The 18,530-nt window shown below is 67.3% G+C and carries 19 protein-coding genes; 13 read left to right on the forward strand and 6 right to left on the reverse strand.

Features of this window, described 5'->3' with window-relative positions:
- Positions 1–10 precede the first annotated feature (10 nt).
- The gene (locus tag HFGMBDPB_RS21060; protein WP_026062772.1) at positions 11–331 is read left to right on the forward strand and encodes a YkgJ family cysteine cluster protein; all 321 of its coding nucleotides are present in this window, start codon (positions 11–13) and stop codon (positions 329–331) included.
- Positions 332–355: 24 nt separating this feature from the next.
- Here the strand turns inward: HFGMBDPB_RS21060 and HFGMBDPB_RS21065 are convergent, their stop codons facing one another.
- Positions 356–826: an Lrp/AsnC family transcriptional regulator gene (locus HFGMBDPB_RS21065; protein WP_016448991.1), complete on the reverse strand. Its 471-nt coding sequence runs from the start codon at positions 824–826 to the stop codon at positions 356–358.
- Between the two features lie 138 nt (positions 827–964).
- On the opposite strand from HFGMBDPB_RS21065, the gene HFGMBDPB_RS21070 reads away from it, so the two are divergent.
- The 9 genes from HFGMBDPB_RS21070 to kynU all read left to right on the forward strand — a co-directional run bounded on the left by HFGMBDPB_RS21070 (position 965) and on the right by kynU (position 9,972).
- Positions 965–2,404 (forward strand): amino acid permease, encoded by a 1,440-nt coding sequence (locus HFGMBDPB_RS21070; RefSeq protein WP_212646165.1) that lies wholly within the window; start codon positions 965–967, stop codon positions 2,402–2,404.
- 75 nt (positions 2,405–2,479) lie between these two features.
- Positions 2,480–3,685, forward strand: coding sequence for an amino acid aminotransferase (locus tag HFGMBDPB_RS21075; protein WP_212646196.1), 1,206 nt, complete (start codon positions 2,480–2,482; stop codon positions 3,683–3,685).
- The gene (gene kynA, locus HFGMBDPB_RS21080; RefSeq protein WP_212646166.1) at positions 3,682–4,542 is read left to right on the forward strand and encodes a tryptophan 2,3-dioxygenase; all 861 of its coding nucleotides are present in this window, start codon (positions 3,682–3,684) and stop codon (positions 4,540–4,542) included. The genes HFGMBDPB_RS21075 and kynA (HFGMBDPB_RS21080) overlap by 4 nt, the downstream gene beginning before the upstream one ends.
- 40 nt (positions 4,543–4,582) lie before the next feature.
- The gene (locus HFGMBDPB_RS21085; protein ID WP_013803668.1) at positions 4,583–4,960 is read left to right on the forward strand and encodes a RidA family protein; all 378 of its coding nucleotides are present in this window, start codon (positions 4,583–4,585) and stop codon (positions 4,958–4,960) included.
- Between the two features lie 105 nt (positions 4,961–5,065).
- Complete coding sequence (locus tag HFGMBDPB_RS21090) at positions 5,066–5,686, forward strand: LysE family translocator (RefSeq protein ID WP_192366967.1); 621 nt, start codon at positions 5,066–5,068, stop codon at positions 5,684–5,686.
- 12 nt (positions 5,687–5,698) lie between these two features.
- Positions 5,699–6,484, forward strand: coding sequence for a helix-turn-helix domain-containing protein (locus HFGMBDPB_RS21095; RefSeq protein ID WP_016448995.1), 786 nt, complete (start codon positions 5,699–5,701; stop codon positions 6,482–6,484).
- A gap of 99 nt (positions 6,485–6,583) precedes the next feature.
- Positions 6,584–7,981, forward strand: a complete 1,398-nt coding sequence (locus HFGMBDPB_RS21100; RefSeq protein WP_016448996.1) for an amino acid permease — start codon at positions 6,584–6,586, stop codon at positions 7,979–7,981.
- Positions 7,982–7,985: 4 nt separating this feature from the next.
- Positions 7,986–8,615 carry an arylformamidase gene (kynB, locus tag HFGMBDPB_RS21105; protein ID WP_203399830.1) on the forward strand — a complete coding sequence of 210 codons (630 nt, stop codon included), beginning with the start codon at positions 7,986–7,988 and terminating at the stop codon, positions 8,613–8,615.
- A gap of 52 nt (positions 8,616–8,667) precedes the next feature.
- On the forward strand, positions 8,668–9,972 hold the full coding sequence (gene kynU / locus HFGMBDPB_RS21110; protein ID WP_133073988.1) for a kynureninase: 1,305 nt from the start codon (positions 8,668–8,670) through the stop codon (positions 9,970–9,972).
- A gap of 17 nt (positions 9,973–9,989) precedes the next feature.
- On the opposite strand, the gene HFGMBDPB_RS21115 is transcribed toward kynU, so the two are convergent.
- On the reverse strand, positions 9,990–10,994 hold the full coding sequence (locus HFGMBDPB_RS21115) for a DNA-3-methyladenine glycosylase family protein (protein ID WP_212646167.1): 1,005 nt from the start codon (positions 10,992–10,994) through the stop codon (positions 9,990–9,992).
- The gene (gene ada, locus HFGMBDPB_RS21120; RefSeq protein ID WP_016449000.1) at positions 10,991–11,899 is read right to left on the reverse strand and encodes a bifunctional DNA-binding transcriptional regulator/O6-methylguanine-DNA methyltransferase Ada; all 909 of its coding nucleotides are present in this window, start codon (positions 11,897–11,899) and stop codon (positions 10,991–10,993) included. The genes HFGMBDPB_RS21115 and ada overlap by 4 nt, the downstream gene beginning before the upstream one ends.
- Before the next feature lie 163 nt (positions 11,900–12,062).
- On the opposite strand from ada, the gene kynA (HFGMBDPB_RS21125) reads away from it, so the two are divergent.
- Entirely contained in the window at positions 12,063–12,938 is an 876-nt protein-coding gene (gene kynA / locus HFGMBDPB_RS21125; protein WP_212646168.1) for a tryptophan 2,3-dioxygenase, read from the forward strand.
- Between the two features lie 91 nt (positions 12,939–13,029).
- Positions 13,030–14,328 (forward strand): MFS transporter, encoded by a 1,299-nt coding sequence (locus tag HFGMBDPB_RS21130; RefSeq protein WP_126312427.1) that lies wholly within the window; start codon positions 13,030–13,032, stop codon positions 14,326–14,328.
- Between the two features lie 18 nt (positions 14,329–14,346).
- Here the strand turns inward: HFGMBDPB_RS21130 and HFGMBDPB_RS21135 are convergent, their stop codons facing one another.
- From HFGMBDPB_RS21135 to HFGMBDPB_RS21145, 3 genes are all read right to left on the reverse strand, one after another.
- Positions 14,347–15,555 carry an FAD-dependent monooxygenase gene (locus tag HFGMBDPB_RS21135; protein WP_016452603.1) on the reverse strand — a complete coding sequence of 403 codons (1,209 nt, stop codon included), beginning with the start codon at positions 15,553–15,555 and terminating at the stop codon, positions 14,347–14,349.
- A 375-nt stretch (positions 15,556–15,930) separates the two neighbouring features.
- Complete coding sequence (locus HFGMBDPB_RS21140; protein WP_016449004.1) at positions 15,931–16,224, reverse strand: H-NS histone family protein; 294 nt, start codon at positions 16,222–16,224, stop codon at positions 15,931–15,933.
- Between the two features lie 100 nt (positions 16,225–16,324).
- Positions 16,325–17,638 (reverse strand): hemolysin family protein, encoded by a 1,314-nt coding sequence (locus HFGMBDPB_RS21145; protein WP_016449005.1) that lies wholly within the window; start codon positions 17,636–17,638, stop codon positions 16,325–16,327.
- A 24-nt stretch (positions 17,639–17,662) separates the two neighbouring features.
- Here HFGMBDPB_RS21145 and HFGMBDPB_RS21150 point away from each other — a divergent pair, with 24 nt between their 5' ends.
- Positions 17,663–18,508 (forward strand): symmetrical bis(5'-nucleosyl)-tetraphosphatase, encoded by an 846-nt coding sequence (locus HFGMBDPB_RS21150; protein ID WP_016449006.1) that lies wholly within the window; start codon positions 17,663–17,665, stop codon positions 18,506–18,508.
- The last annotated feature ends 22 nt before the right edge of the window (positions 18,509–18,530 follow it).

Consider the following 18,530-nt stretch of genomic DNA (forward strand, 5'->3'; position numbering starts at 1 on the left):
TCCCCACGCCATGACCCATCCCTGCCTGAGCTGCGGCGCCTGCTGCGCATCGTTTCGCGTGGACTTTTCCGTGCACGAGTCGCAGGCGCAGGGCGGCCGCGTGCCAGCCGGGCTGGCCGAGGAAGTCACCGACCACACCTGCCGCATGCGCGGAACCGACTGGGCGCGTCCCCGCTGCGCGGCCCTGGTCGGCAAGGTGGGCGAGAAGGCCCATTGCGGCATCTATGAATGGCGCCCCTCGCCCTGCCGCGAGTTCGCCGCCGGCAGCGATGCCTGCAACCGCGTGCGCGTGCGCCATGGCATGCAGGCGCTGGACAGCGGCCTGCTCTAGCAGCCTGCCAGGCGCCACCAGCCGTCATTCCACCGGCAGCCCCGCCAGCTGTCCCTTGAATTCCTGCAGCGAGAAATGCGTGTGCACCTGGCGCACGCCGGGCAGCCGGTGCAGGCGGCTGAGCAGCAGATCGGAATAGGCGTCGAGATCGCGCGCCACGACGACCAGCAGGAAGTCCTCCGGCCCCGAGATGCCATGGAACATCACGACCTCGGGAATGGCGCAGACCGCTTCCTGGAAATGGCGCGAGGACTCCTCGTTCTGGTGGTCTATACCCACCATCACGAAGGCCAGCACGCCAAAACCTATGGCGCGCCGGCTCAGCGCGGCGTGGTAGCCGGTGATCACGCCCTCGTCCTCCAGCCGCTTGATGCGCCGCCATGACGGTGACTGCGACAAATGCACACGCTGCGCCAGCTCACCCGAGGTCAGCCGCGCGTTGTCCTGCAGGGCGCGGATCAGCAGCCGGTCCGTTCTGTCGATGTCGATTGGCATAAACCACCTATGAATTCATGTTTCACAGAATAACTTATCCAAGATCAAGTCGATTTAGGGATAACTACTAAACGCCCCGCGAAGGCCGTCCATAGCATCCGCCTCCGAAGCCCCCCACAGCAACGGAGACAACAACCCATGCCAGCCTTCGAAGACATCGTCCAGCGCGAAGCCGGACTCAAACAGCAGCTGTCCGCCGGACAGATGACCATGATCGCCATCGGCGGTGCCGTCGGCACCGGCCTGTTCCTGGGCAGCGGCTTTGCCATCGGCTTTGCCGGGCCCAGCGTGCTGATCAGCTATGCCATCGGCGCAGTGATCTCGCTGCTGCTCATGGGCTGCCTGGCCGAGATGACGGTGGCCCACCCGACCTCGGGCTCGTTCGGCGCCTATGCCGAGCACTACATCAGCCCGATGGCCGGCTTCATGGTCCGCTATGCCTACTGGGCCTGCGTGGTGCTGGCCGTGGGCACCGAGGTGACGGCCGTGGGCCTGTACATGGGCTACTGGTTCCCCGAGGTGCCGCGCTGGGCCTGGGTGGTGATCTTCTCGGGCGCGCTCATCGGCGTGAACATGATGAGCGTCAAGGCCTTCGGCGCCGTGGAGTACAGCTTCTCCATGATCAAGATCATCGCCATCGCGGCCTTTATCGTGGTCGGCGCCTGGGTGGTGTTCGGCGCCCGTCCGGACGGCGTGGGCTTTGCCAACTACGTCAACAACGGCGGCTTCTTCCCCAACGGCCTGTGGGGAACCTGGGTGGGCGTGATCATCGCCATCTTCAGCTACCTGAGCATCGAGATGATCGCGGTGGCCGCCGGCGAGGCCAAGGACCCGCAGCGCGCCGTCACCAGCGCCTTCCGCTCCACCATGGTGCGCCTGGTGGTGTTCTACCTGGCCACGATCGCGCTGATGCTGGCCATCGTGCCGTGGTCGGCCGCCGGCAAGGAGGGCAGCCCCTTCGTCAAGGTGATGGAGATCATCGGCCTGCCCGGCGCGGCCAGCGTGGTCAATTTCGTGGTGCTGGTGGCTGCCCTGTCGGCCATGAACAGCCAGCTGTACATCACCACCCGCATGATGTTCAGCCTCTCGCGCGCCGGCCATGCGCCCGCCGTGCTGGGCCGCGTGAACTCGCGCGGCGTGCCGCTGCCGGCGCTGCTGCTGTCCTGCCTGGGCATTGCCGTGGCCACGCTGTTCAACATCATCAATCCCGAGCAGTCCTTCATGCTGATGATGGCCGTGGCCATGTTCGGCGCCATGTTCACGTGGTTCATGATTTTCGTGACCCACCTGTTCTTCCGCATCCACTGGGTGCGCCAGGGCAACCGGCCGCTGGCCTTTCGCATGTGGGGCTTTCCGGTGCTGACGCTGCTGGGCGCGGCGCTGATGCTGGCCGCCCTGGTGTCCACGCTGTTCACCGACGTATTCCGCCTGACCGTGCTCACGGGCCTGCCCTTTTTGCTGCTGCTGGCCGCCGTCTACGCCATCTGGTATCGCCGGCCGGCCGGCCAGCCCTCCCCTCAGACCCCAACCCCAACCCAGACCCCAACATCCACCCAAGCCCAGGTTCCCGCCCGGTGACATCCGGCCTCCCGTTTCTCTCTCTGCCTTAGACACATGACGACTCTTGCCCCCCTCGATACCGCCCGCGCCTCGATGTTCAGCCACGTCCCTCCCTACCCCGGTGATCCCATCCTGTCGCTGATGGAAGCCTTTCAGCAGGACCCGCGCACCGACAAGGTCAGCCTGAGCATCGGCCTGTATTTCGACGAGGCCGGCCGCCTGCCCGTGCTGGACTGCGTGCGCCAGGCCGGCGATGCCCTGGCCCGCGAGCAAAGCCCCAGCGGCTACCTGCCCATCGAAGGCATTGCTCCCTACCGCCAGCTGGTGCAGGACCTGGTGTTCGGCGCCGGTCATGAGGCCGTGCGCAGTCAGCGCATCGCCACCGTGCAGACCCTGGGCGGCTCGGGCGCGCTCAAGCTGGGCGCGGACTTCATCCAGCACTATTTCCCCGGCGCCGAGGTCTGGCTCAGCGATCCCACCTGGGACAACCACCTGGCCATCTTCCAGGGCGCGGGACTGCGCACCCACAGCTATCCCTACTACGACGCGGCCACGGGCAGCCTGCGCTTCGACGCCATGCTGCAGACGCTGCGCGAACTGCCCTCGGGCAGCGTGGTGCTGCTGCATGCCAGCTGCCACAACCCCACGGGCGTGGACCTGTCGCGCGAGCAGTGGCAGCAACTGATCCCGGTGATCGTGGAGCGCGGCCTGATCCCCTTTGTGGACATGGCCTACCAGGGCTTTGGCGATGGGCTCGATGAAGACGCCTGGTCCGTGCGCGCCCTGGCCGACGCGGGCGCCCAGGCCTTCGTGGCCAATTCGTTTTCCAAGAACTTCTCGCTGTATGGCGAACGCGTGGGCGGCCTCAGCGTGGTCTGCAACGACACGTCCACGGCCGGCAATGTGCTGGGCCAGCTCAAGGCCACGGTGCGCAGCAACTATTCCTCGCCACCCACCCGTGGCGCGCGCCTGGTGCAGCAGGTGCTGGCGTCGCCCGAACTGAGCGCCCAATGGGCGCAGGAGCTGGCGCAGATGCGCGGCCGCATCAAGGACATGCGCGCCCAGCTGCACGGCGCGCTGCATGAACGCTTTGGCGAGCGGCGCGACTTCGGCTTCCTGCTGACCCAGCGCGGCATGTTCAGCTACACAGGCATCACCGAGCCCCAGGTCCACCGCCTGCGCGACGAGCACGGCGTGTACCTGATCCGCTCGGGCCGCATGTGCATGTCGGGCCTGTCCGGCGCCAACGTGCAGTACGTGGCCGACGCCATTGCCACGGTGCTGGAGTCGCCGCAATGAGCGGCTGCCCCGTCCATGGCGGCCTGACCGAGCGCATCGTCGCCGAGGAAAGGGCGCAGCTGGATTTCAGCCAGTCCATGAGCTATGGCGACTACCTGCAGCTGGACGCCATCCTGGGCGCACAGCAACTGCTGTCGCCCACGCATGACGAGTTGCTGTTCATCATCCAGCACCAGACCAGCGAGCTGTGGATGAAGCTGATGCTGCACGAGCTGGGCGCGGCCACGGCCGCTGTGGCGGACGACCGCCATGCCGACGCCTTCAAGATGCTGGCCCGCGTGAGCCGCATCATGGAGCAGCTGGTCGGCGCCTGGTCCGTGCTGGCCACCATGACGCCTACCGAGTACACGGCCATGCGCCCGTATCTCGCCAGCTCCAGCGGGTTCCAGAGCTACCAGTACCGCTGCATCGAGTTCGCGCTGGGCAACAAGAATGCCGCCATGCTCCAGCCCCATGCCCACCGCCCGGACCTGCTGGCGCGGGTGGAGGCCGCATGGCGAGCGCCCTCGCTCTATGACGAGGCCTTGCGCCTGCTGGCGCGCCAGGGGCTGGCCATTCCGGCCGGGCACCTGGAACGCGACTGGACCCAGCCCTACACGGCCAGCCCCGAGGTCGAGGCCGCCTGGGCGCAGGTCTACCGCGACCCGCAGTCGCACTGGGACCTGTACCAGCTCGGCGAAAAGCTCGCCGACATCGAGGACGCCTTCCGCCTGTGGCGCTTTCGCCATGTGACCACGGTGGAGCGCGTCATCGGCTTCAAGCGCGGCACGGGCGGCACCGGCGGCGTCAGCTATCTGCGCAAGATGCTGGACGTGGTGCTGTTCCCCGAAATCTGGTCCGTGAGAACCGCGCTGTAAGGCCTTCCGCCTGACAACAACCACCAAGAACCAAGACACCATGAAGCAAATCATCGACGTGGGACTGCCGCCGCTCAAGCAGCCCTTCTCCTGGGCCGTCAAGGCCAGCGGCCAGATGCTGTTCACGGCCCACGGCCCCGTGCGGCCCGACGGCAGCATCGACACCGGCCCCATCGAACAGCAGGCGCGCCTGACCTTCACCAACCTGCGCAACGCGCTGCAGGCCGCAGGCGGCACGCTGGCGCATGTGACCCAGGTGCTGATCTACATGACCGACGTGGCCGACATGCCGGCCATCGACGCCGTGTACCGCGAGTTCTTCGAGGCGCCCTATCCCAACCGCTCCAGCATGGGGATTTCGGCGCTGGTGGTGCCGGGCATGAAGCTGGAGATCGTGGCCTACGCCATGCTCCCCTAGAGGCTGTGACGGACATGCCGGCGCCCCGCAATTGCGTTCAATACAGGGCCGGCGTGCGGGACGAGACTGCGTGCCTTGTGCAGTCCTGCGTCCGCGCGAAATCTCATGTCCTCCTCGCTGCTCGCCATGGGCGTCTTCACCCTCGTGGGCGCCATCACGCCCGGCCCCGTCAATGTGCTGGCCCTGCGCCACGGCGCAGCCCGCTCGCGCCTGGTCTCTGCCGCCTATGTGCTGGGCGCAAGCGCCAGCTATGCGGCCGTGGTCTGGGTCATGGGCCAGGGAGCACAGTGGCTGCTGCAGACGCTGCCGCAGCTGTCCACGGCCGCACAGTGGCTGTGCGCCGCCTATCTGCTGTGGCTGGCCTGGCGGCTGGCCAATGCGCCTGTGGGCCAGGCCGGGAGGCAGCAAAACGGCGGATCGCAGCGCACGCTGCAGGCCCTGCTGCAAGCACTGTTGCAGGGCACGGCCGTGCAGACGCTCAACCCCAAGGCCTGGCTGGTGGCGCTGGCCGGCGTGGGCCTGTTCGTGCTGCCCCATGCGAATGCGCCGTGGGCGCTGCTGCAGTTTTGCGCCATCTCGCTGCTGGCCTGCCTGGTGGGGGTCGGCAGCTGGGCGCTGCTGGGGCAGCTGCTTTCGGGCTGGCTGCGCACCGAACGCCGCCAGCGCCTGTTCCACCGCCTGCTGGCCCTGCTGCTGGTCGCCAGCGTGGCGGCCATGCTGGCATGATGGCTGGCCGCCATGACTTCAGCCTCTCCCCACCGATTCCACCGCCATCCGGCCGCCCCCTGGGCCGAGCTGCGCGACAGTGCGCGCTCCCCGCATTGCTTTCGGCTGCACATGCATGCCGAGTACTCGATCGGCATCGTGGACGCGGGCCGCACCGTGTTCCACCATGCCCACGGCCCGCAGCCCGTGGAGGCGGGCGGCGTGGTGCTGATCGAGCCCGGCGCCTGGCATGCCTGCAATCCCGACCCCGGCGCGCCATGGTCCTACCGCATGCTGTTTGTCGATGCCGACTGGCTGCACGCGCGGCTGGGCGTGGCCGCGCTGCGCTTTCCCCGGCGCACGCTCACGGATGCGGACATCGCCCGCCTGGTGGATGGCCTGTGCCGCCCCGTCGATGGCGCGGCCGCCGCCGACCGCCTGGCCCTGGGCCTGGAGCACCTGCTGGACCGCTGTGCCCAGCCCGCAGCCTTGCCCCTGCCCGGCGATGCGGCGGCCCTGGCCCCCGCGCTGCAGCGCCTGCATGCAGGACCCGATGCAGGCCTGACCGTGCAGTCCCTGGCCCAGGAATGCGGCATGAGCGCCACGCGCTTCATCCGCCGCTTTAAGGCGGCCACGGGCATGACGCCCGGCAGCTACCGCCTGAACCTGCGCATCAACGGCGCGCGCCGCCTGCTGGCCACGGGGGCGGCGCTGTCCGATGCGGCCTATGCCATGGGCTTTGCCGACCAGGCCCACCTGCAGCGCGCCTTCAAGGCCCACCATGCGCTGACGCCGGGCTGCTACGCACGCGGAGCCTGAGCCGGACCCTCCCATGGTTTTGCAGCGGCCAGCCCGGGGCCGGCGGTGAAAGCGCAGATACTTACGCCTTCCGCTTTCAGCCCCCAACCGCCGCGCACCATGGCCGCCTTCCAAGACATTCAGCAACGAGAAACCGGCCTGCGCCAGCAGCTGTCCGCCGCCCAGATGGTGATGATCGCCATCGGAGGCGCCATCGGCACCGGCCTTTTCATGGGCAGCGCCTTCGCCATCGGATTCGCCGGCCCCAGCGTGCTGGTCAGCTACGCCATCGGCGCGCTGATCTCGCTGCTGCTCATGGGCTGCCTGGCCGAGATGACGGTGGCCCATCCGACCTCGGGCTCGTTCGGCGCCTATGCCGAGCACTACATCAGCCCGATGGCCGGCTTCATGGTCCGCTATGCCTACTGGGCCGCCGTGGTGCTGGCCGTGGGCATGGAGGTGACGGCCATAGGCATCTACATGGGCTACTGGTTCCCCGACGTGCCGCGCTGGATCTGGGTGGTGGTGTTCTCGGGCGCGCTGGTGGCCGTCAACGCCAGCAGCGTCAAGGCCTTCGGCCAGGTGGAGTACGGCTTTTCCATGGTCAAGATCATCGCCATCGTGGCCTTCATCCTGATCGGCGCCTGGGTGGTGTTCGGCTCGCAGCCCCAGGGCATCGGCTTTTTCAACTACACGGCCGATGGCGGCTTCTTCCCCAAGGGCCTGTGGGGCACCTGGGTGGCCGTGATCATCGCCATCTTCAGCTACCTGAGCCTGGAGGCCGTGGCCGTGGCGGCCGGCGAGGCCGAGGACCCCAAGCGCGCCATCACCCGGGCCTTTCGCACCACCATGGCGCGCCTGGTGATCTTCTACCTGCTGACGCTGGCGCTGATGCTGGCCATCGTGCCCTGGCAGCAGGCCGGCACGGACAAGAGCCCCTTCGTGAAGGTGATGGAGATCATCGGTATCCCGGGCGCTGCCAGCATCATCAACTTCGTGGTGCTGGTGGCCGCGCTGTCGGCCATGAACAGCCAGCTGTATGTGACCTCGCGCATGATGTTCAGCCTGTCGCGCGGCGGCTATGCGCCCTCGGTGTTCGGGCGGCTGAACAGCCGCGGCGTGCCCGTGGCGGCGATTGCCATCTCCTGCCTGGGCATTGCCGTGGCCGTGGCCGTGAACCTGTGGAAGCCCGAAGGCTCGCTGCTGTGGATGATGTCCGTGTCCATGTTCGGCGCCATGTTCACCTGGTTCATGATCTTCGTGACCCATCTGTTTTTCCGCGCGCGCTGGTCGCGCGAGCATCCGGGCCAGCGCCTGCAGTTCCGCATGTGGGGCTATCCGCTGTTCACACTGGCCGGCGCCGCGCTGATGCTGGGCGTGATCGTCACCACCTATTTCACCGAGGTCTTCCACATGACGCTGCTCACGGGCCTGCCCTTCCTGGGCCTGCTGGCCCTGGTGTATGCGCTGTGGTACCGGCCGCGCGCACAGGCCGCCCGAACCGCCCCGAAGGAGTGAAACCATGACCCGCAGACTCTGGGACATCTCCCCGGCCGTGCAGGCCGCCAGCCCCGTCTTTCCCGGCGACACGGCCTACAGCCAGCAATGGTGCGCCACCATCGGGCCGGGCTGCCCGGTCAATGTCAGCGCCATCACGCTGTCGCCCCATGTGGGAGCGCATGCCGATGCACCGCTGCACTATGACGCCGACGGGGCATCCATCGGCAACGTGGATCTCGACGCCTTCCTCGGCCCCTGCCGCGTGATCCACGCCATCGGCAAGGGACCGCTGGTCGAATGGGAGCACATCGCCCACGCCGTGGAGCATCTTCCGGCCCGCGTGCTGGTGCGCACCTACGAGCGCGCCCCCGCCACCTGGGACCAGGAACTGGCAGCCTATGCACCGGCCACGGTCGAGCGTCTGGCCGACCTGGGCGTGAAGCTCATCGGCATAGACACGGCCAGCATCGACCCGGCCAGCAGCAAGAGCCTGGACAGCCACCAGGTGATCCGCCGGCGCGGCCTGCGCGTGCTGGAGAACCTGGTGCTGGACGAGGTGGCCGAGGGCGACTACGAGCTCATCGCCCTGCCGCTCAAGCTGGTCGAGGCCGATGCCTCGCCCGTGCGCGCCGTGCTGCGTGCCCTGGCCTGATTCCCGGGCCGCACCTTTCGCCTTTCGCCTTTTCCATACCCAAGGAGACCCCGTGACGAGCCTGCAAGACTGCTTCACCCTCGATGCGCAAGACCCGCTGCGCGCCCTGCGCGACCAATTCACGCTGCCCGAAGGCGTGATCTACCTTGACGGCAATTCGCTGGGCGCCAGCCCCCGCGCCGCCGCCGCGCGCGTGGCCGAGGTGGTGCAGCAGGAATGGGCCCAGGGCCTGATCCGCTCGTGGAACGATGCCGGATGGATCAGCCTGCCCCAGCGCCTGGGCGACCAGTTCGCCCCCTGGCTGGGCGTGGGCGCGGGCGAGCTGGTGTTCACCGACACGGCCTCCATCAACCTCTACAAGGTGCTGACGGCTGCGGCCCGCATCGCGCGCGAGGACGCTCCGCAGCGCAAGCGCCTGATCAGCGAGCGCAGCAACTTCCCCACCGACCTCTACATCGCCCAGTCGGTCTGCCAGGAATACGGCCTGGAGCTGGTGCTGCTCGAACCCGAGGAGATTGCCGATGCGCTGACCGACGAGGTCGCCATCTGCATGCTCACCCATGTGAACTACCGCACGGGTGCCATGCACGACATGGCTGCCGTGACGGCTGCCGCGCAGGGCAAGGGCATTCTCTGCGTCTGGGACCTGTGCCACAGCGCGGGCGCCGTGCCTGTCGATCTCAAGGGCGCGAATGCCGACTTCGCCATCGGCTGCAGCTACAAGTACCTCAACGGCGGCCCCGGTGCGCCGGCCTTTGTCTGGGCCCATCCACGCCTGATCAACCGCTTCTGGCAGCCGCTGTCGGGCTGGTTCGGCCATGCCGAGCCTTTCAAGTTTGTGCCGGACTACCACCCGGCCCAGGGCATACAGCGCTACCTGTGCGGCACCCAGCCCATGGTCAGCCTGAGCGTGCTGCAGTGCGGCCTGGATGTGTTCACGGCCGTGGAGCCGCTGGGCGGCATGGACGCGCTGCGCAACAAGTCGCTGGCGCTGACCGACCTGTTCATCGCCCTGGTCGAGGAACGCTGCCAGGGCCACGGCCTGGGCCTGGCCACGCCGCGCGAGCACGGCCGGCGCGGCTCCCAGGTCTGCCTCACGCGCGAGGAGGGGCTGGGCGTGGACGGCAAGGACAGCGGCGCCTATGCCATCGTGCAGGCGCTGATCGCGCGCGGCGTGATCGGCGACTTCCGCAAGGGCGACGGCACGGGCCTGCACAAGGACATCCTGCGCTTCGGCTTCACGCCGCTGTACGTGGGATTCGAAGATGTCTGGCATGCCGTGGAGCACCTGCGCCAGGTGCTGGAATCGGGCGAATGGCGCAAGCCGGAGTTCAACCGCGTCAATGCGGTGACCTGAAGCCTGGAGCCAGCCCTTCAGAACGCCGTGGACGACAGCGAGGCCCAGAGATGGGCCGCGACCAGGGCGCGCCAGGGCGCGAAGTCCCGCAGCCACAACTCGGTCTGCGCGGCGTCCACGGATTCCGTCTCCAGCAGCCGCGCCAGGGCGCGGCGCACGGCCACATCGCCGTGCAGCGGGCCGTCCAGGTGGCCATAGCCGCGCAGCAGCATGTAGTTCACGGTCCACGGGCCTATCCCCTTGAGAGCCAGCAGCCGCTCGCGGATCTCGGCCACCGGCAGTTCAGGCAAGGCCGCCCAGTCGTCCAGCGGCAATTCACCCGACTGCACGGCCTGCGCCAGCAGGCGCAGCGTGTGCGTCTTGCCCCGCGAAAAGCCGGCTGCGCGCAGGTCGTCCTCGCTCAGCTGCGCCACCTGCGCGGCCTCCGGCATGCACCACAGCTGCTGCGGCGCGTCGGCATGGCCATCGTGCAGCGCCACCGGCTGGCCGGCTGCAGCGATCAGGCGGCGGCGCAGCGACACGGCTGCCGCCACGCTGATCTGCTGCCCGGTGACGGCCCAGCTCAGCGCCTCCCAGGGCGTGCAGGCCGCGGGCACATGAAGGCCAGGCTGGCGCGCCAGCAGCGGTCCCAGCCGCTCATGGCGGCCAAAGCGGCGCTCGAACTCCCCCACATCCTGGGACAGTCCGAACATGCGCCGCAGCATGGCGGCCAGCACATCGTCCATGCCGGCGATGGCGCCTGCACCGGCGGGCAGGCGCCATCGGGCCTGCACCACGGCCGCCTCTTCGCAATGCTGCCTCAGCTCCAGGGTGAGCAGCGTGGGAAGGCCTTTCCACATCAGGCCCTTGTGCATGCGGATGGTGCCGCCATCCTGCAGATCGCATTCGGACAGGCGCTGGGCATCGCGCCGGTGAAAGCCCCAGAACTCGGTCATGCGGTAGCCGGCCGGCAGCGTCAGTTGCTGCTGCGCCTGATAGGTCTGGCCGGTGCCACGCCCTCGCCCCTGCCCCTGCCCGCTCATGCGCTTCCTGCCTGGCGCAGCGGTGCGTGCCCAGCGTCCTTGCCAGACGCCTCCTGCGCCTGGCGCGCCTCGCGCAGCAGCAAGGCGCGCTTGCGCTCCACGCCCCAGCGGTAGCCGGAGATGCTGCCGTCGTTGCGCACCACGCGGTGGCAGGGCACGGCCACGGCAATGGGGTTGGCCGCGACGGCGCTGGCCACGGCCCGGGCACCCGTGGGCATGCCCAGGCGCAGGGCCAGTTCCGAATAGCTCAGCGTCTGCCCGGCGGGAATGGCGCACAGCGCCTGCCATACGCGTTGCTGGAAGGCCGTGCCCTGCACATCCAGCGGCAGTGCCAGGCCCCGGCGCGGCTGCTCGACCAGGGCCACGACCTGGGCCACGGTGTGCTCGAATCCGGCATCGCCGCCCACCAGTTCGGCCAGCGGAAAGCGCTGCTGCAGGTCCTGGACCAGGGCCTCGGCATCGTCGCCCAGCAGCACGCAGCACACGCCGCGATCGGTGCTGGCCACCAGGATGCTGCCCAGCGTGCATTCGGCCACCGCAAAGCGGATGGTCTGGCGCATGCCGCCGCGCCGGTAGTCACCGGGCGCCATGCCCAGCATGGCGCCTGCGTCGCGGTAGAAACTGCTGCTGGCCGCATAGCCGCTGAGGTAGGCGGCATCGGTGACCGAGTCGCTCTGGCCTGGCTGCAGCGCCTGGCGCAGCGCACGCGCGCGGTGCGCCTTGGCATAGGCCTTGGGCGTGAGGCCCGTGGCCTGCTTGAACAATCGGTGCAGCTGCCAGGGGCTCAGCCCCGAGCGTTCTGCCAGCGCGCCCAGGGCGGGGGGCGGCTCCTCGGTCTCCAGCCAGCGGCAGCATCGGGCCACCAGGGCAGCGGGGTTGGCAGGGGCATCGCTGGCTTGATTCATGGCTTGGTGGGACACGGCATGTCTTTCAGGGTCATCGGATGCCCTACTCTACGCAGCCCGGCGCGGGCGCGCATCCCGCTTCTTGCAAGCCGCAGGATTGCTGCGCGGGATTCGGTTACGCTGCGCCCTGCATTTTCCGCATCGAGACTTGCGAGACTCCCACATGACCACCGAACACTCCGGCTGTCCCATGAACAGCTCCGGCCGCACCGAATCCATCGTCAAAGAGGAGCGCGCCCAGCTGGACTTCAGCCAGTCCATGAGCTATGGCGACTACCTGCACCTGGACCAGATCCTCACGGCACAGCACCCGCTGTCGCCCGCGCATGACGAGATGCTGTTCATCATCCAGCACCAGACCAGCGAGCTGTGGATGAAGCTGATGCTGCATGAGGTCCGCGCCGCCACGGCCGCCATCGCAGGCGGCACGCGCGCCGACGCCTTCAAGATGCTGGCCCGCGTCAGCCGCATCATGGAGCAACTGGTCAGCGCCTGGACCGTGCTGTCCACCATGACGCCGCCCGAGTACACGGCCATGCGTCCCTACCTGGCCAACTCCAGCGGCTTCCAGAGCTACCAGTACCGCTGCATCGAGTTCTCCCTGGGCAACAAGAATGCCGCCATGCTCCAGCCCCATGCCCACCGGCCCGATCTGCTGGCCCAGGTGGAGGCGGCATGGCGCTCGCCCTCGCTCTACGACGTGTCCCTGCAACTGCTGGCGCGCGAGGGCATCGAGGTGCCCGCCGACCGGCTGGAGCGAGACTGGACCCAGCCCTACGAGGCCAGCGAAGGCGTCAAGCAGGCCTGGATCACGGTCTACCGCGATCCCCACCAGCACTGGGACCTGTACCAGCTCGGCGAAAAGCTGGCCGACATCGAGGACGCCTTCCGACTTTGGCGCTTCCGCCATCTGACCACGGTGGAGCGCGTCATCGGCTTCAAGCGCGGCACGGGCGGCACCGGCGGCGTCAGCTACCTGCGCAAGATGCTGGACGTGGTGCTGTTCCCCGAAATCTGGGCGCTGCGCACCGAGCTGTAAGAACTGGCGGGCGCCACCGACGGCAGACCGCTGCGGTGGCGACAGCGCGCATGCGCGCAAACGGGTAAGCTGCGGCGCCAGGAGAAATACCGTGTCCGCAGCGCCGCAACAGCCCCCACACAACAACACACACACAGAGGCTTCGCAGACCTCCACCGCAGCACCGCCGCCACGCAGCCAGCTGCTGTGGGCCATGCTGCTGGCCCTGCTCTCGGCCTTTGCGCTGAGCCAGGCCTTTCGCACCACGACCTCGGTCATGGCGACCGGCCTGCAGCAGGATTTCGGGCTTACGGCCCAGTCGCTGGGGGCCTTTGCGGGCCTGTTCGGACTGTCCTTCGGCGTGGCCCAGCTGCTGATGGGCATCGGCATGGACCTCTACGGCCTGCGGCGCACGGTGCTGCTGTCGTTTCCGCTGGCGATCGCGGGATCGGCCCTGTCTGCCGCCGCACCCAATTACGGCTGGCTGATGGTGGGCCAGTTGCTGATCGGCGTGGGCTGCTCGCCGGCCTTCCTGGCCTGCACCATGTTCATCTCGCGCCACTTTCCCATGGACCGCTTCGCCTTTCTGTCGGGCGTGGGCATGGGCGTGGGCGGCTTGGGGCTGCTGTTCACAGGCACGCCGCTGGCCTGGCTGGTCCAGCATTTCGGCTGGCGCTCGGGCTTTGCGCTGCTGGCCGTGATGTCGGCCCTGTCGTGGCTGCTGATCTGGTGGCGCGTGCACGAGCCCGTCCGCCGCGGAGCACAGACCGCCGCACGGGAAAGCTGGGGCGTGGCGGCACGCCGCATGGCCGAGCTGTTCACGCTGCCGCACACCCTGGGTATCGTCCTGCTGGCCATGGCCTGCTATGCATCGTTTCTGGCGCTGCGCGGCCTGTGGCTGGGGCCGCTGCTCATCCATCGCTATGGCTTTTCGCTGGTGGAAAGCGGCAATGTGGCGCTGGTCGTATCGATGATCTCGCTGTTCAGCCCCGCGATTTTCGGGCGCATGGATCCCGGCCCAGGGCGGCGCCGGCGCTGGCTCACCAATTACTCGCTGCTCATGGGCAGCCTGTTCATGCTCATGGCCTTTTTGCACCATGGCTGGACCAATGTGGCGCTGATCTTCGCCATGGGCCTGCTGTCCGGCTATTCGGTGCTGCAGTACGCCGATGTGCGCGCCTCCTACCCGCCCGAGATGACCGGCCGCGCGCTGTCGCTGTTCACCATGGCCATGTTCCTGGGCGTGGCCCTGGTGCAATGGTTCACGGGCTGGGTGGCGGCCTGGGCCGAGGCCTGGGGCGTGGAGCCCTACAAGGCCGTGATGATCTCGATTGCGGCCACGCTGGTGGGCGCGTCAACCGCGTTCCGTTTCCTGCCCTCCTCGCCGCTGCTGCGCCAGGCATCCGCCTAGCGGCCGGAGTCTGTGCCTCTACAAGGCGTTGGCGGCCGAGCCATCGCCACGGTACAGCCAGGGCAGATCCATCAGCCGGGAGCCCAGCAGGCGCAGCGACAGGTCACGCCCCCAGCGCACCGGACCCGTGGCATGGAAGATGCGGCCATTGCGCTGCGAGCGCGCCTGCACGCGCGCATTGCGCTGCCAGCGATTGAGCGCGTAGCGGCGCAGGCGCATGTTCACATCCAGGTCATGCATGGACAGGGCGCGCTGCAGCTCCGCTGCATCTTCAATCGCCATGCCGGCGCCCTGGGCCAGATAGGGTCGCATGGGGTGGGCGGCATCGCCCAGCAAGGCCACCACGCCGCGCGCCATCTGCGCGGCCGATTGCACGGGCGGGCGATCGCCCACCGGCCACAGCCGCCAGTCACCGCCAGCGGCAGGCACATGCTGGATCAGGTCCAGCAGATGCGGGCAACTGCCCTGCAGCACCCGCACCAGATCATCGAGATTGCCCGCGTGGTCCCAGTTCGCCAGGTCCTCGGGCGCCGGGCCCTGGACGATGACCACCAGGTTCTGCAGCTCGCCCCGGCGCACGGGGTACTGGATGGCATGCATGCGCGAGCCCAGCCAGGCCGTGACATCGGTGGCACGCAGCCGCTTGGGCAACTGGGCCTGGTGCACCAGGGCGCGGTAGGCCAGGTGCCCGGTGACACGAGGCGGGCCGTCGCCCAGCAGCTGCTGGCGCAGGACGCTGCGCACGCCGTCGGCGGCGACCAGGGCATCGCCTTCGATCAGCTTGCCGGCCTGGGTTCGCACGGTGACCACGCCGTCAGTCTCGGAAAAGCTCTCGATGGGCTGGCCCAGGTTCAGGTGCATGCCCGGATAAGTCTGAGCGGCTTCCCGCAGCAGCTGCTGCAGATCGGCCCGGTGGATGGTGGCGTAAGCAGCGCCGTAGCGATGCACGGCCTCGCTGCCCAGAGGCATGTGCCCCAGTTCCTGCCCTGTGGCGGCGCTGCGCACCCGCAGGCTGTCCGGCAGCGCCACCACCTGCTGCAGCGGCTTTTGCAGGCCCCAGGCCTGCAGGCGGCGCACCACATTCGGCCCCAGCTGGATTCCAGCCCCCACTTCGCTGAGCACGCGTGCCTGTTCGAAAAGACGCACTTCCCAGCCCGCCCGCGATGCACCAATCGCGGCAGCCAGGCCACCAATGCCGCCGCCGGCAATCAACACCTGCTTGTTCATGCGCGTATTGTGCCCCTGCCTTCGCCCATGGTGGCTGGTGCCTGGATATTCAAGTCGGCCACCACTGAAGAAAATCAAAAAATCATCGGATTTGTCTGAAACACGCATGCATCCGCCATGCGTTGAGACGCCGCGACCCGGAAACACCCACCTCGCATGCTCCAAACTGCCGCAAGGTGCATCACTGGCACCGTGCATTTTGCGTTACCGCCAGAAATCGCCCCTGGCATCGCCGCCGCGCAATGTCCGTGCACAGGCCCACGCTTTGCACAGCGCATGATAGTCATTCTCAACCGAGTCAATTTTTGACAAATGGCCGTGCCAATGAAAAAAGCCCGCACAAGGCGGGCTCTTTCAACATGCGCGATGGAAAAATCAGATGACGAACTTTTCGCGGTCCTGATTCTGAATCCACTTCGGCGGCTTGCCGCGTCCGGTCCAGGTCTGGCCAGTGGCGGGATCACGGTACTTGGGCGCCACCTTGGTGCCCGTTGCCCCCGCATTGCCGCGACCACGAGCCGAAGGAAAGACGTCATCCGCAGTCAGGCCATATTCGGCAATCAAATTGCGAACCTTGCCCACGGCGTCAGACAGTTCACGCTTGCGCGCTTCCTGGATCTGTTGCTCCAGTTCCTGTCGCTGCTTCAGCAATTCCTTGTAAGAGCTCATGGTGTGCGCCTTGAAAGTTGTTTAAGAGCTTTCATTATAAAAACATAATCGCCCTACAGGGCAAGACGCATGTAAGCAAAATCCACAATATCGCAGTTGCCTATTGCAGCGAGGACCCTTCGGATAATTCCGAAATGGCAAGCACCTTGTCAATGCGTTTGCCATCGAGATCAATCACCTCGAAGATCCAGCCCGCGCAGCTGATCCGCTCTCCCAGAACCGGCAAATGACCGCTTTCCGCCATGAGAAGGCCGGCAACGGTGTTGTATCGGCCACGGTGCTCATCGGGCAGGTCACGAATATCGAGGCGCGCCTTCAGCTCCGATATGGGCATCAGCCCGTCCAATAACCAGGAGCCATCCCCACGCTGCATGGCCCATGCTTCCGTTTCGGTCACAGGCTGTAACTCGCCGGTAATCGCCTCCAGCAAATCGCGCGGCGTCATGATGCCCTGCACCACGCCATATTCATCCACCACGAACACCATGCGCCCGGATCGGGCACGCAATTGCTCCAGCAGTTCCATGGCGCTGAGCGTCTCGGGCAGGAACGAGGCCGGCAGCACATGCTCGTAGAGCGTGGAGCCCGCCGCATCGGGACCCAATGCCAGCAGGCGCGCCACGCTGATGATGCCGACCACGTCATCAAGGGAATTGCGGCACACCGGATACCAGGAATGGCCGCCCTTTGCGTGGTCATCGGCCGAGGCCTGCAATGCCTCGGTGACGGTCATGTCGGCATCCAGCCATTGCACATCGCCGCGCGGCACCATGATCGACGTCAGCGAGCGGTCATCGAGATGGAAGACGTTCTGCACCATCTGGTGTTCGCTGGCCTCGATGACGCCGGCATCGCGGCCCTCGGCAAGGCTGGCCGCGATCTCCTCCTCGGTCACGGAGCGTGCCGCCGATTCATTGATGCGCAGCAAGGTCAGCATGGCGCGGGTGGAGAAGGCCAGCAGCCGCACAAAAGGCTTGGCTGCCGACGCCACCCACGTCATGGGCCGTGAGACCACGATGGCCACGGTTTCGGGATAGAGCTGGCCGATGCGCTTGGGCACCAGCTCGCCGAAAACGATGGTGACGAAGGTGATCACGGTCACGACGACTGCCGTTGCCGAAATGCTGGCTGCGCGCTCTGGAACGCCCAGGCCCAGCAGCCATGCGGCCAGTCCGTCGCTGAAGGCCGCCTCACCCAGGATACCGTTGAGCAGGCCGATGGAGGTGATGCCCACCTGCACCGAAGAAAGAAATTGCGTGGGGTTGTCGAGCAAGGCCAGTGCCGCCACCGCCCCCTTGTCGCCTGTTTCAGCCAGTGCCACCAACCGAGCCTTGCGGCTGGAGGCCAGTGCCAATTCGGACATTGCAAACACCCCATTGAGCAGCGTAAGCAACGCGATCAGCAGAAAATCCATGGTTCGTATATCAGAAAGAAGACCATGGCACTTTACTGTATCGGTGATATCCAGGGATGCCACGACGCCTTTGAGCGCCTGCTGCAACGCGTGGATTTCTCCGCCAGCCGCGATACCTTGTACATCCTCGGCGACCTGGTGAATCGCGGCCCGGCATCGGACAAGGTACTGCGCACCTGCATGGCCGCCGGCGACTCCATGCGCGCCCTGCTGGGCAACCATGACCTGCACCTGCTGGCCGCCGCCCACGGCGTGCGCCGCAACAGCCGCCGCGACACCTTGGCCCAGGTGCTGCAAGCGCCCGATCGTGACCAGCTGCTGGACTGGCTGCGACAGCAGCCGCTGGCGCGCAGCCACCGCACGGTGCATGGCGATGAGCTGCTGATGGTCCACGCAGGCGTGCTGCCGCAGTGGACCGCCCAGGAAGTGATGGACCTTGCAGGCGAGGTGCACACGGTACTTCGCAGCGCGCAATTGCCGGATTTCCTGCAAGCCATGTACGGCAACCAGCCCGATCGCTGGTCGCCGGATCTGCAGGGCTGGGAACGGCTGCGTGTCATCGTCAACGCGCTGACCCGGCTGCGTTTTTGCAGCGCTCAGGGGGTCATGGATTTCGACAGCACGGAGTCGGCAGAGCAGGCAGCGCCAGGACTCATGCCCTGGTTCGATGTGCCGGGCCGCGCCACGGCGGGCGTGCCCATTGCCTTTGGCCACTGGTCCACGCTGGGCCATATCAACCGGCCCGATCTGGTGGCGCTGGACACGGGCTGCGTCTGGGGTGGCTGCCTGAGCATGATGCGCTTCGGCGACCATCTGGCGGACAGGGAGCTGATCCAGGTGGATTGCCCGCAGGCCCAGGCCCCAGGCTGATCGGGAGCAGCCCGTGCACCCA

Source organism: Delftia sp. PE138, from assembly GCF_018320755.1.
Lineage (GTDB): Bacteria > Pseudomonadota > Gammaproteobacteria > Burkholderiales > Burkholderiaceae_C > Comamonas > Comamonas tsuruhatensis.